Below are 13,334 nucleotides of genomic sequence, written 5' to 3' on the forward strand. Positions count from 1 at the left end.
TCGTCGCTCTCGCGCCATTATGACCGCTCAACGACCCGTCGCTACCTTGCTACCCCTCTTGCCGCGGTCATGCGAATCGGTAGCGCCGACTGCGGGGGGCGGCGGCTCCGTCCGTGTCGGCTGACCTGCTCGTCGTCTCGTCGGGGGCTGGTTCCGGCCATGAGCCTGTGCCCTATTTGGGAATAGCGGAGGGCGTCGGCAGACATATCCATATTTATTAAGATCTTTACTCATGGCGAGGATGCAATTAATCTCGCCGTCGGAGTTGTCGCTGTCGTCGGCCGCGCTGGAGCCCCCTGACCTCATGACCCATCCCTTACCCACGCCGTCTCCAGCACCTGAGGACGTCCCTACCCGGCGGCCGTCCCCCACGGCCGAACCCTCTCCGACCGCCGAGCCCGCTCCGGTCGCTCCTCCCTCCGGGGACAGCGCTCCCAAGACCGCTCGGACCTCTTCGGCGACCGGCCCGACTCCGCTCCCTCACCCGCCCTCGGGAGTGAAAGGCGGCTATTCCGGGATCGATCCCGCCTCGATGGACGCCTTCGAACGCGGCTTGGGCCGGGCCGAGGACACCCTCGGACGCAACGAGCCCCGGATCCGCCGCACACTCCAGCAGTTGGACCTGGACACCTCGGGCCTGGACGTCCTGCGCGAGATGCGGACCTGGATCGCGACGAGCCGCCCCGACCTGCGCCGCCGCAGCCAGACGATCCGCGCCGAGCATTCGGACTGGAGCGCCTCCTCAAGCCTCCCCGGCGGCCTGACCGCCTTCGACGAGGCCCTGTACGCCAAGGCCGCCCACCACCCCGACGTCTACGCCGCCGCCCTCAAACTGGGCCAGGCCGCAGAGAACGGCAAGGTCGACGCGAACACCCTGGCCGAACTGGAAAAACGCGCCAAGGACCCCGGCTTCGCCACTACCTTGATGAACGCAATGGGCGCCAAGGCGTACACCAAGCTGATGGGCAAGATCGTGGCCCACAAGAACGACGTGGGCATGAATCGATTGCTTGTGGCCCTAGGCCAGACTCTGGGGACTGCCAGCCCGAAGCTGAGCACCGCCTGGCGCAACGAACTTAACGAACTGCTGTCGGGGATACGCACGAACTGGTCCCGTATGAACTGGCAAGAGGGTTACGGCCTCGCATTGGCCCTAAAGCACGGCACGTTCCCCACCGAGTTCCTGACCTCGGTGGCCAAGAAGCTCGACGCGTGGGACCGCAAGGCGCACGCCAATCCGATCGGGCTGGAACAGCCAATGATGATCACCGTTCTAGAAGCGCTCAGCAAGGACCCCGCAGCCGCTCAAGATTTCTTCCTGAGCGATCCCAACATGCTGAAGCGCTTCATGACCGAGCGGCGGCTTAGTGATAACGGTGATGCGTTGGGCAAGGCCATCGAAGCCGCAACCCTGTACTTTCGCGACCATGACGGCACGCCGCAAAAACCGTCGCGCGGTTTCCTATCAGCTAAACTCGCTTCAGAGTTCATCAAATTGGAAATTGATCGCGTCATGGCCGACGACTCGTTCGAATCCCATGTTCCGCCTCTTACAACTGGCCGTGTCCTCGCGGGCTACATCATCGATATCAACGGTGCCGCTCAATCTGGGACCACAATCCCGAGCGTGGTTTCAGGTGCCGATAATCCTCTCAGTCCCGGGCAGGACCCTTGGGGGGTTGGGCAGTTCGATCGGGTCTCTCTGAACGAGGTGATGAAGCAGGCGTTCACGGATGAAAAAGCGTTCGCTATTGTCCTGGCCGCCCAGACCGTGTTGGCGGCCCGCCTTCTCGATCATGGGGCTGCAGAGGTGGCCGCAGGGCGGGGGGATGACGCACTTGTTGCAAGCGTAAAGCAGGCGGCGGCCGGCTTCGGCTTGATCAGGGATGCGGCGGGGCTGGCCGGGATCGAGAGCGGCAAGGAGATGGACGAGGCGAAAGCGCGGAATATGAAGATTCTGGCAGCCCTCGTCGATATGGGTCTCGCCTGGCCGCAGGAGGTGCCTTGGGCACGGCTCGCCGGCGGCATCGGGGCTTGGACTGGCATGATCGAGGACATGAACAAGGGAAACGCGGAGGACAAGGCCCGCCTCCAGGCTGACCAGGCCCTCGATCTAACTCGAAATTTCGTCCATGATCTCGCCGCCCAAGCGATGCTCAAGCACGGCCTGTTCGGAAAATCTGAACCTCCGGCACGGACTCATCCTTGGGCCACGCTGGAGGGGCTGAACAAGGGTGATGATCCTCGCGACAACCCCAATAACTTTCTTAAAGACGATGGCCGGACGCTCATGACCAGGGATGAGATGATCGACAAAAAGGCTGCCAACGAAACTGACATGTACCGGCGGGTTGAAGCGTATGAGCGATGGCTCCGCGAAGGGCTGTCGGGAAGGTCATGGCGAGATCTCGAAAATCAACTGGATGTGAGCTTCTTCGGTGGTCTGAGGCATCACGGATCATGAAGTTGAAGCCGCTCGCCTCCATGGCGGCCATGCTATGTATGCTTGCCACATCAACGGCATGTCAGAACGATGATGTCGGGATCGATCGCACACCCATCCCGAAATCAGCCGCTCCGCCGTTCGCATGCGAATATATTCCAATCAAAGCGGTGCAACTGATGACCGGCGTACGCGATCCGATCGCGCATGGATTCTTCGATCTAGATATCTCGAATGGCTTAGGTGCCGGAACGTGTACGATATATCAGCCGACCGACGAGAAGTCGAAGGTGCTACTGGTCGATCTCGCGCCGGGAGGGTACTCGGAACTAGTTGAAAGTCAGATCTCGGCCGGAGCCTCGCCATTGCCGGAGATCGTCCCTGGGGCCATCGGCTACTACTTCAAGCCCCCCGATGGAAATTACAACCGCGCGAACGCGCTTCTCGTGCGTGGTAAGGCGATGCTCAGCATCCAACTGGATATTGGGGTCTCGGGGCGGGACAACGCGGCTGATGTGGTGGCGCTTATGAAGTTGATCGCGCCGAAGCTGATCACGGATGCCAGTGCGCCGTCGCCCGGGCCGTCAGGGGAGGGTGTTTCTCCTTCGCCGACGAAGACGAAGGGGTGAGCGGGGATGCCGCAGTTGGTGCCGAACCCGCTTTGTGCGGCGCTGGAGGAGGCGTTGCGGGCGGTGGAGACGATGATCCGTGAGGTGGATGACGACATCGAGGGGCCGTATCGGGCGTTTCACGGGGGCGGGGTCTGGACAGGACCGACCGCCGTGCGGTTCGACGCCCAGCTCGTTCACTACCGCACGCGCGTCCGGGGCTCCGGAGACAAGATCCTCTCCGAGCTACGACTGGCCCTGGCCCGCACCCCCCGAGAGGTGACCGAACACGAGGCCAGGTCGATAGCCCAGAGGTACGGCCTGTCCTGACGCTGTCGGTCACAAGTGCGCCTCCGGCCACTAGGTCGTGTCCGGGGGCGTCATCACGCGCTCCCAGGGCCGATCCCAACCGCCGGTCGCCGACAGGCGTGCCACCTTTGGGCACGTCCCGGTTGGAACCACGGTCATGGATTCGTCGGGTTACGGAGGACGTCAGGCTTGTCGTCTCGGAGGCCACGGCCGCGGTCAAGGCGATCGTCCCCGCTTTTGACGCGGTGCGGGTTGCTGGTCGCCGGGCTCAGTGCAATTTTCGCTCCGGCTCGCCGAACGCGCCCACGTCCCGGATGCCGTCGGCGGCCCTGCCGCTCAGCACCGAGTACGCGTCCGAAACGGTGGTCCATTGGCGGGAGGCGAGCGAGTCGGGGATGACCCGGCGGTAGACCGCGGAGAAGGCTTCGGCCAGGTCGGGCGAAGGGTGGCCCGCGTTCCAGAAGACCGCCAGCCGGCCGCCGGGCCGTAGCGCCTCGGCGGCCTTCGCCGCTCCCGCGACCGGGTCCACCCAGTGCCATGCCTGTCCGGAGACGACGGCGTCGAATTGCCGGCTGGCCGGGTCCCAGGCTTCGAACGCCATCATCTCGACATCGAGCCCGCGCTGTCGCGCCCACTCGGCCATCCGCGCGTCGACCTCGACCCCGAGCACCTTGCGACCGGCGGCCAGGAACTGCCGGGCCGCGATGCCGGTACCGATGCCGACGTCGAGGAAGTCGGGCCGGGGGCTTTCGGCGACGATGCGCTCCACCAACGCGTCGGGATAGCGGGGTCTGGCCCTTTCGTAGCGTTCGGGGTCCGAGCGGAACGACTCCGCAGGGGAACCCGTCTGCAAGAAACAAACGAATTTACGCAGAATTCATACCGAAACAGGAAGAGGGCGCATAAATGGGACCGCATTCGAGGGGCTAGATCGCTAAGGTGTGGGGGTGTGGCTGGAACGGGGAATCTTGGCCAGGTCTGTTCGGTGGGTCCCGGGGGTGGGTGGCCCTCGACGGGCCGTGTACGTGCTCGGGGCGGTGGGCGTGCGAGCCTCGCTCGCCACAAGTCGCGCCGTCCGAAAACCGCCCGCCGCAACACCGTGATCTTCGCCGTCGGCGAAGCCTCCCCCGGCCGGTGGCGGCTCGCCATTCCCGCTGATCCAAGCCGACGGGCTGGACAGCTCTCCTGAATCCCTGAATTCCAGGTCCATCCGGGCTGAGGCGCCACCCGGATGTTCCGTACGGCATCGCGCGAGCCGTCCGGAGCCTTCACCGTCCGTGCGGTTTGTCATGCACTGCCGCCGGGCGTCCCCCTAGGAAAGGACCTCTCCCTTGTCGCGATCCATGCGGCTTTTGCGTGCCCTGGGGACGGTCGCCGTCGCCACGGCCGTCGTCTTCTCCTCCACCGCCGCCCACGCGGGCGGCCCGACGAACAAAGAGCCCACCCCGCCGCCCAAGGTGGCGGCGGCGGTACGCGGCAGCGTGGCCGACGGTCGTACCGGCACCTTCTGGGTGCGCCTCGCCAAGCGCGCCGACTTCAGCACCGTGGCCGGGAAGAAGACCCGGGCCGGGCGGGCCGCCGAGGTGATCCGCGTCCGTAAGGAGGCGGCCGACTCGTCCCAGAAGCGGGTCATCGCCGCCGCGCGCGCCGCCCACGCCGACTTCACGGCGTTCTGGATCTCCAACACGGTCAAGGTGACCGGCGGCAGCGCGCTGCTGGAGCAACTGGCCGCGCTGCCCGAGGTCTCGAAGATCGAGCCGGACGTCCCGGCCGTCATCCCGAAGCCCATCGCGGCCCCAAAGGCGCAGGCCACGGTGGCCGGCGTCGAGTGGAACGTCAACAAGATCCAGGCCGACCGCGTGTGGAGCGAGTACTCCGATCGTGGTCAGGGGATCGTGGTCGCCAACATCGACACCGGCGTCCAGTGGGACCACCCTGCCCTGATCGGCCAGTACCGGGGCAACTCCGGCGGCACCGTGAACCACAACTACGCCTGGTACAACCCGACGGGCGGATGCCCGACCTCCGCGCCGTGTGACACCGACGGGCACGGCACGCACACGATGGGGACGATGGCTGGAGACGACGGCGGGTCCAACAAGATCGGCGTCGCTCCCGGGGTGAAGTGGATCGCGGCCAAGGGCTGTGAGGGCACCACCTGCGCGGCGGCGAACCTGATGGCGGCCGGCCAGTGGATGCTGGCCCCCACCGACCTCTCCGGCGCGAACCCCCGGCCCGACCTGGCCCCCGACGTGGTGAACAACTCGTGGGGCGCCCCGGGCTACTCGGAGTGGTATGCCGATGTCCTGTCCGCCTGGGTGAAGGCGGGCATCTTCCCGGCGTTCTCCAACGGCAACTCCGGACCGGCCTGTGGGACGGCGAACTACCCGGGCGGGCTCATCCAGGCCTACAGCTCGGGAGCCTTCGACGCGAATGACGTGATCGCGCCGTTCTCCAGCCGCGGCACCGGCGACACCTACATCAAGCCGGACATCGCCGCCCCCGGCGTGAACGTCCGTTCCTCGGTGCCGGGCGGCGCCTACGCGGGCTACAGCGGGACCTCCATGGCGTCCCCGCACACGGCGGCGACGGTGGCGCTGATCTGGGCGGCGGTGCCGTCCCTGCGCGGCAACGTCGACGCGACGCGGGTGGTACTGGACGGCACCGCCGTGCCGACCCCCGACACCTCCTGCGCCTCCGCCGGGACGGCCAACGAGGTCTGGGGGCACGGCAAGCTGGACGCCTACGCCGCGGTGGCGCGGGCCAGGTCGGGCGTCATCGCGCCGGGAACCGAACTGCCGCTGGTGATGGGCTACAACAGGTCGCTGCCCGGCACGGACGGTCACTGGGGCTTCTACTCGGTCGACCACGACCCCGCGACCTACTGGGAGGTGCCGTCGTATGTGAACACGGTCGGCATCAACTACGCCTTCGACGGCGGCCGCCGCACGACGGACAAGATAGTGGTCCAGCTCCCGGCCGGTGAGCCGGCCCGGACGCTGACGATGTCGGTCCAGGCGGCCTATGTGGACAGCACGGTGGACGCCGTCACGGTGGTCCCGCAGCAGACCTACAGCTTCAACCCGGCCACCGGCAACAAGGTCACGATCACCTTCCCGCCGGTCTACGGGTGCTGCCTGTCGCTGAACTTCCCAAGCGGCCCCTGGACGCCGACCATCAAGATCGCCGAGGTGCAGGCGTTCTCGGCGGCGGGCAAGAACGCGGCCCTCGGCCGGCCGCTCACGGGTACCGCCCAGCCGGGCTACGGCACGGCGAACGCGGTGGACGGCAACACCTCCACCTACTGGGAGAGCGCCAACAACGCCTTCCCGCAGTCCGTCACCCTGGACCTCGGCGCGACCTGCCGGATCTACCAGGTGGAGATGGCGCTGCCGCCGTCGTGGGGCGCTCGCACCCAGACGGCGACCATCGAGGGCAGCACGGACGGCGTCACCTACAAGCCGATCGTCGGGTCGCGGGCGTACAGCTTCAGTCCGGCGTCGGCGAACACCGTGGCGGTGAGCTTCAACATGGCCTCCGTCCGGTACGTCCGGCTGGTGTTCACCGCCAACACCGCGTGGCCCGCCGCACAACTCTCCGAGCTGCGGGTCCTCGCCTCCTGACCCCGTTCACGCGCCGGCCGGGCGCCTTCACGACAGGGCGCCCGGCTGCGTTCGGGGACGTCTTACCCCGAAGGTGAATTCTTCGGGACCCCGCCAACATCGGGGCCCGGACGGGCGTCCCATGGGGCAGGGACTCCGAAGGAGACGGTCATGCGCGGGACGTTCAAGGGGATGCGGAAGGGCGGCCTCGTCGTGGCCGTCGCGGTGGGGCTGGCGGGGGTCGCGGTCCCCGCCGAGGCCAAGCCCGTCAGGCCGGCGGTGGCGGGCGACGTCAACGGTGACGGGCGCGTCGACGTGATCGCCGGGCTGCCCCTCCTGAAGGTGAAGGGCAAGAGCGACGCCGGAGGCGTGGTCGTCTACTTCGGCGGCGCGAAGCAGGTCTCCACTCAGGGGCGGGTCGTCACGCTCGCCGCTCCCGTCGCGCGGGAGAACCTCGGGCGGGTGCTCGCCTCCGGCGACTTCGACGCGGACGGCTACGCCGACGTCCTGGCGTCCGCACGCAAGAAGCTCGTGGTCTTCCGCGGGTCGCCGACCGGGCTGCGCGGCGCGGACGCCAAGGTGCTGTCGTGGCCGGTGACCGAGCCCGCCATGGCGGCCGCCGACTTCGACGGCGACGGTTACGGGGACGTGGCCGTCACCGGCAGCGAGCGGATCGTCGTGCTGCGCGGCGGCAGGTCCGGCCTGCGGGTGGCGGGGGGCCTGGCCAACGGGGCCCCGCGGTTCGGCGCGGACCTCGCCGCCGGCGACGTGAACGGCGACGGCAGGCCCGACCTGGTGGCCACCGAGCACCGCGTGGCCCTGCCCGACCCCGTCGGGCCGCAACGGATCACCGTCGTGCCCGGCTCTCGTGCCGGGCTCTCGCTGACCCGCGCGTGGTCGATCACTCCGACCGAGCGGGCCGCCCGTGACCTCGCCGTCGCGGACGTGAACGGCGACCACAGGGCCGACCTCGTCCGGATCACCTCGACCGAAGGCGAGAACTTCCGGGTGCTCGTCCAGCTCAGCCAGGGCAACGGCTTCGCCCCGGCGCGGACGGTGGCGACGGGCGACGACTACTACCCGGCCAACGTCGCCCTCGGCGACATCACCGGGGACGGCCGCGCCGACCTGGCCGTCCACATCTCCGCCGAGGGCGACCACGACTGGGCCCTGCTGTACGCCGGGACCGCCACGGGCGTGGGCGCGCAGCCGATCCGGCGGTACGCGCACGACACCTACGAGACCAGGTACGGCACGAGCCTGCGCCTGGCGGACGTCCGCGGCGACCGGCGCGCGGACGTCATCGCCGGACTGCCGGGCGTGTACGGCGCCGGCGCGCTGGAGGTCCTCCCGAGCGGCGCGCCGGGGGGCGCCCAGCGGCTCGGCCTCAAGACCCCGGGCGGCCTGGGCCTGAGCCAGCCCTCCTGAAGACGGCGTTGGCGGCGCTTATGAGTTGTGGCGGGCGGCAGGGTAGTGCGTGCGGTCGTCTACTACGGTTTCGGCTCGCCATGTCGGACCGGCTTGTCGGCGCCGCCTCCCCGGTGACCAAGAATGCGGCGCCTTCGACGGTGCTCTAGACGGTCGCGGCGGCGTGGGTCAGGGCGCGGTGGGTGAGGACGCGGGCGAGGTGGCGGCGGTAGTCCGGGGTGGCGTGGAGGTCGGCGGTCGGGGAGGTGTCCCCGTCGGCGAGGGACGCTGCCTCGCGCAGTGTGTCGTGCGGGCCCGAGCCGTTCGCCGAGGGCAGTCGTGCGGTGGACGGGGAGCCGTTCGCGGTGGCGTGCGGGACGGGGGGAAGCTCGGCGTCCACGGCGGCGGACTCCACTGCGGTGGCGCGGAGTGGGGTCGGGCCCATGTTGGTGAGGCCCACGCGGGCCTCGGCCACGTGGCGGGCGCCGCTCTCGGAGACCGTGACCCGTACGGCCGCCGCGACGCCGACGATCGCCCAGGCCTGGGCGGTGCGGTGGAATTTCTCGTAGTGGTAGCCCCAGCCCTCGCCCAGCTTGGGGACGCGCACAGCGGTGAGGATCTCGCCCGGTTCGAGGGCGGTTTCCAGGTAGTCGGTGAAGAAGTCCGTCGCCGTGACCACCCGCTCGCCCGTCGTGGAGCGCAGGACGAACTCCATGTCCAGGGCCACCGCCACGGCGGGCAGGTCGCCGGCGGGGTCGGCGTGGGCCATGGAGCCGCCGAATGTCCCCCGGTGCCGTACGGCCGGGTCGGCGACGGTCGCCGTGGCCAGCGCCACCAGCGGGCATCCGGCGCGGACGACCGGCGAGCGGATGATCTCGTCGTGGGTGGTGGTGGCACCGATGTGGACGTGCCCGCCCTCGTCGCGGACGCCGCGCAGCTCGGGCAGCCGTCCTACGTCGACCAGCACGCTGGGGTAGGCCAGCCGCAGCCGCAGCAGGGGAAGCAGGGACTGCCCGCCGGACAGCACCTTGGCCTCCTCGCCTGCGTCCGCCAGCACCTCGACGGCCTCGTCCACGGAGGACGCGCGCACGTAGTCGAAGCTCGCCGGGATCATGACAGACCTCCGCATACCGTCGGCCGGATCGGGACAGTTCGTCTCGAAGGCGAGGCGGATCGTGACGTGGCGTCGCCGGTCACCGGCCGTATCCGGACGGGACGTCTCGTGGGTGGGCAGGTTTCGTTCGTTCGACGCGCAGGGGTCACGAGGCGCCTCCCTGGATCGCGCGCCACACCCGTTCGGGAGTGCAGGGCATCGGGACGTCGCGGACGCCGTACGGGCGCAGGGCGTCGACGACGGCGTTGACGACGGCGGGCGTCGAGGCGATCGTGCCCGCCTCGCCGACGCCCTTGACCCCGAGCGGGTTGCCCGTCGCCGGGGTCTCGGTCCTGGCGGTCACGAAGTCGGGCAGGTCGGCGGCGGAGGGCAGCAGGTAGTCGGCCATCGTCGTGGTGAGCAGGTTGCCCTCGGAGTCGTAGACGGCCTCCTCGAACAGCGCCTGCGCGATGCCCTGGGCGATCCCGCCGTGCACCTGGCCCTCCACGATGAGCGGGTTGATCACCTTGCCGATGTCGTCCACGGCGACGTACGACCGGATGCTCGTGGCCCCGGTCTCGGTGTCGACCTCGACGGCGCACAGGTGGGTGCCGTGGGGGAAGGAGAAGTCGTCGGGGTCGAAGGTCGCGTCGGAGTCCAGGCTCGCCTCGACGCCGTCCGGCAGGTCGTGCGCGCCGAACACGGCCAGCGCGATCTCCTGGATCGTCGTGCCCGCCTCGGTGCCGCGGACCCGGAACGTGCCCTCGGAGAATTCGATGTCCTCGGCGGACGCCTCCAGCATGTGGGCGGCGACGTGCCGTGCCTTCTCCCTGACCTTGTCGCACGCCCGGACCAGGGCGACGCCGCCGACCGCGAGCGAGCGGGAGCCGTAGGTGTCCATGCCCTTGTGGGCGATGGCCGTGTCGCCGTGCACCACGGCGACGTCCTCGAACGGCACTCCGAGCGCGTCGGCGACGATCTGGCTCCACGCGGTCTCGTGGCCCTGGCCGTGCGGGCTGACGCCGGTCACCGCCTCGACCTTGCCGGTGGGCAGCATGCGCACGGCCGCGTACTCCCAGCCGCCCGCGCCGTAGCTGAGCGAGCCCAGCACCCGGCTCGGCGCCAGGCCGCACATCTCGGTGTAGGTGGAGACGCCGATGCCGAGCTGGACGGGGTCGCGCCGGTCCCGGCGTTCGGACTGCTCGGCCCTGAGCTTGTCGTAGCCGAACAGCGCGAGCGCCTTGCGGGTCGCGGCCTCGTAGTCGCCCGAGTCGTAGGTCATGTTCGCGACCGTCGTGTACGGGAACTCGTCGCGGGTGATCCAGTTGCGCCGCCGGACCTCGATCGGGTCCAGGCCCAGCTCGGCGGCCAGCTCGTCCATCAGCCGCTCGATCGCGAACGTCGCCTCGGGACGGCCCGCGCCCCGGTAGGCGTCGGTGGGCATCTTCGTGGTGAACACGCCCGTGCAGGTGAAGTCGTAGGCGTCCATCTTGTAGATGCCGTTGAACATGAACGCGCCGAGAATCGGAATGCCCGGCGTGATCAGCATCAGGTAGGCGCCCATGTCGGCCAGCAGGTCCACGCGCAGGCCGCGCAGCCGCCCGTCGGCCTCGGCGGCGAGCGAGAGCCGCTGGATCTGGTCGCGGCCGTGGTGCACGGTGAGGTTGCCCTCCGAGCGGGACTCGGTCCACTTGACGGGCTTGCCGAGCCGCCTGGCGAGAAGGAGCAGCAGCACCTCCTCGGCCGTGACCTGGAGCTTGGAGCCGAACCCGCCGCCGACGTCGGGGGCGATCACGCGCAGTTTGTGCTCGGGGATCCCGGTCACCGTGGCCAGCATGATCCGCAGGATGTGCGGGACCTGCGTCGAGGAGTGCAGCGTGAAGGAGTCGCCGTCGGTCTGCGCCACCACCGCGCGCGGCTCCATCGCCGTGGGGATCAGCCGCTGCTGGACGAACGTCCGCTCGACCACCACGGGCGCGTCGCGGAACGCGGCGTCGATGTCGCCGGTCCCGAACTTCCAGACGTACGCGCGGTTGCCCTCCTCGTGGACGCGGGGCGCGTCGTCCTCAAGGGCGGCGTTCATGTCGACCACGGCGGGCAGCGGCTCGTAGTCGATCTCGATCGACTCCAGCGCGTCGTAGGCCCGGTACCGGTCGGTGGCGACGACGCAGGCCACGGCCTCGCCGGCGTACCGGACCTCGTCCACCGCCATCGGCGGGTGCGCGGGGACGACGATGTCCTCGGTGACGGGCCACGCGCACGGCAGGCTGCCCTGCTCGCCGGCGAGGTCGCGGCCGGTGAACGCGGCCACGACGCCGGGCCTGTGCAGGGCGGGGGAGGCGTCCACGCGGGTGACGCGGGCGTGCGCCATCGGGCTGCGCAGGAACGCGACGTACAGCATGCCGGGGAGCTGGATGTTGTCGGTCCACCGCGTGCGCCCGGTCACCAGCCGGGCGTCCTCCTTGCGCCTGCGCGCCGCGCCGACCTCGTGTCGGTTCCGGGCGGGTTCGCCGAGTTCTCCGCTCTCGGCGATCTGGCGGGCGACGATCCCGGCGTCGAGTTCCTCGGTCACGTCGTCACCTCCTGGTCGCTCATGGCCCGCGCGCCGCGTCGTACGGCCTTGACGATGTTGGAGTAGCCCGTGCAGCGGCACAGGTTGCCCTCCAGGCCGTGGCGGATCGCCTCGTCCGAGGGGTCGGGGTCGTCCTTGAGCAGGTCGAGCGCGGCCATGATCATGCCGGGGGTGCAGTAGCCGCACTGGAGGGCGTGCTCCTCGTGGAAGGCGCGCTGCATGGGGTGCCAGGTGGGGCCGTCCGCCAGCCCCTCGACGGTGAGCAGCTCGCTGCCGTCGGCCTGTACGGCGAGGACGGAGCAGCTCTTCACGCTCCTGCCGTCCATCATGATCGTGCAGGCGCCGCAGTTGCTCGTGTCGCAGCCGACCGGGGTGCCGATCTTGCCGAGCCGATCGCGCAGCAGGTGGACGAGGAGCAGGCGCGGCTCCACTTCCTCCTCGTGGGCGACGCCGTCGACGGTGACGGTGATGCGGGTCATCGCTCCTCCAAGCACGCGGGCCGGACGTCCATCGCCGTGCGCCGGACTGTGCGCCCCTCGCGGGAGGCGGCCCGCCGTGGGGTGCCCAGAGGTCACACGGTGGCGAGCGCACTGACAATGATTTCACGTAGTGAGAGCCGACAAGAGCGAACGTACGCCCCTGAGGTGCACGGTCAACCCCCAGGGCACTTCGGCGCGCCGTCGGTCCGGCCGCGTCGCTTCCGTGTCCTCCGGCGGCGGACGGTGATCCGGGGGCACGGACGGTCATCCGATGGCGCGGACGGTCGCTCTCCGAGGGCGCGGACGGTCGTTCCGGGGCTGCGGACGGTCGTTCCGAGGGCGGCGGGGCGGTCATTCGAGGGGGAACGGACGGCCCAGTTCGGCCGGCGGCCGGGGGCCGAAGATACGGCGGTCGGTCTCCTCGATCGGCAGGTCGTTGATGCTGGCCTCGCGCCGCCGCATCAGGCCGGCCTCGTCGAACTCCCACAGCTCGTTGCCGTAACTGCGCCACCACTGCCCGTCCGCGTCGTGGCACTCGTACTGGAACCGGACGGCGATGCGGTCGCCGGTGAAGGCCCACAGCTCCTTGCGCAGCGCGTAGTCGAGCTCCCTGGCCCACTTGCGGGCGAGGAACCGGGTGATCTCCTCGCGGCCGGTCACGAACTCCGACCGGTTGCGCCACACCGAGTCCGGCGTGTAGGCGAGGGCCACGCGGTGCGGATCGCGGGTGTTCCACGCGTCTTCGGCCGTCTGGACCTTCGCCCGCGCGGAGTCCTCCGTGAACGGCGGCGTGATCGAGGTCATCGCGGATCCTCCCAGGT

10 protein-coding genes are annotated in these 13,334 nt (G+C 69.4%); 5 read left to right on the forward strand and 5 right to left on the reverse strand.

What is annotated here, in order from left to right; translation table 11 throughout:
* Positions 1 to 532 precede the first annotated feature (532 nt).
* The 3 genes from DQ384_RS33015 to DQ384_RS33025 are packed head-to-tail and all read left to right on the forward strand — an operon-like array spanning position 533 to position 3,381.
* On the forward strand, positions 533 to 2,464 hold the full coding sequence (locus DQ384_RS33015; RefSeq protein WP_114032796.1) for a hypothetical protein: 1,932 nt from the start codon (positions 533 to 535) through the stop codon (positions 2,462 to 2,464).
* Positions 2,461 to 3,072 (forward strand): hypothetical protein, encoded by a 612-nt coding sequence (locus DQ384_RS40615; protein WP_147268979.1) that lies wholly within the window; start codon positions 2,461 to 2,463, stop codon positions 3,070 to 3,072. The genes DQ384_RS33015 and DQ384_RS40615 overlap by 4 nt, the downstream gene beginning before the upstream one ends.
* 6 nt (positions 3,073 to 3,078) lie before the next feature.
* Positions 3,079 to 3,381 carry a hypothetical protein gene (locus DQ384_RS33025; RefSeq protein ID WP_114032798.1) on the forward strand — a complete coding sequence of 101 codons (303 nt, stop codon included), beginning with the start codon at positions 3,079 to 3,081 and terminating at the stop codon, positions 3,379 to 3,381.
* Positions 3,382 to 3,628: 247 nt separating this feature from the next.
* On the opposite strand, the gene DQ384_RS33030 is transcribed toward DQ384_RS33025, so the two are convergent.
* Positions 3,629 to 4,129 (reverse strand): class I SAM-dependent methyltransferase, encoded by a 501-nt coding sequence (locus DQ384_RS33030; protein WP_245966952.1) that lies wholly within the window; start codon positions 4,127 to 4,129, stop codon positions 3,629 to 3,631.
* Between the two features lie 574 nt (positions 4,130 to 4,703).
* Here DQ384_RS33030 and DQ384_RS33035 point away from each other — a divergent pair.
* Both DQ384_RS33035 and DQ384_RS33040 read left to right on the forward strand, forming a co-directional pair.
* Positions 4,704 to 6,983 (forward strand): S8 family serine peptidase, encoded by a 2,280-nt coding sequence (locus DQ384_RS33035; protein WP_114032799.1) that lies wholly within the window; start codon positions 4,704 to 4,706, stop codon positions 6,981 to 6,983.
* Positions 6,984 to 7,133: 150 nt separating this feature from the next.
* Positions 7,134 to 8,390 (forward strand): FG-GAP repeat domain-containing protein, encoded by a 1,257-nt coding sequence (locus tag DQ384_RS33040; RefSeq protein WP_114032800.1) that lies wholly within the window; start codon positions 7,134 to 7,136, stop codon positions 8,388 to 8,390.
* A 145-nt stretch (positions 8,391 to 8,535) separates the two neighbouring features.
* On the opposite strand, the gene DQ384_RS33045 is transcribed toward DQ384_RS33040, so the two are convergent.
* From DQ384_RS33045 to DQ384_RS33060, 4 genes are all read right to left on the reverse strand, one after another.
* Positions 8,536 to 9,483, reverse strand: coding sequence for an FAD binding domain-containing protein (locus DQ384_RS33045; protein ID WP_114032801.1), 948 nt, complete (start codon positions 9,481 to 9,483; stop codon positions 8,536 to 8,538).
* A gap of 145 nt (positions 9,484 to 9,628) precedes the next feature.
* On the reverse strand, positions 9,629 to 11,995 hold the full coding sequence (locus DQ384_RS33050; RefSeq protein WP_114032846.1) for a xanthine dehydrogenase family protein molybdopterin-binding subunit: 2,367 nt from the start codon (positions 11,993 to 11,995) through the stop codon (positions 9,629 to 9,631).
* A gap of 35 nt (positions 11,996 to 12,030) precedes the next feature.
* The gene (locus tag DQ384_RS33055) at positions 12,031 to 12,513 is read right to left on the reverse strand and encodes a (2Fe-2S)-binding protein (RefSeq protein ID WP_114032802.1); all 483 of its coding nucleotides are present in this window, start codon (positions 12,511 to 12,513) and stop codon (positions 12,031 to 12,033) included.
* A gap of 351 nt (positions 12,514 to 12,864) precedes the next feature.
* Positions 12,865 to 13,317, reverse strand: coding sequence for a nuclear transport factor 2 family protein (locus DQ384_RS33060; protein WP_114032803.1), 453 nt, complete (start codon positions 13,315 to 13,317; stop codon positions 12,865 to 12,867).
* Between the last annotated feature and the right edge of the window lie 17 nt (positions 13,318 to 13,334).

Origin of the sequence: Sphaerisporangium album (genome assembly GCF_003323745.1) — a bacterium.
Lineage (GTDB): Bacteria > Actinomycetota > Actinomycetes > Streptosporangiales > Streptosporangiaceae > Sphaerisporangium > Sphaerisporangium album.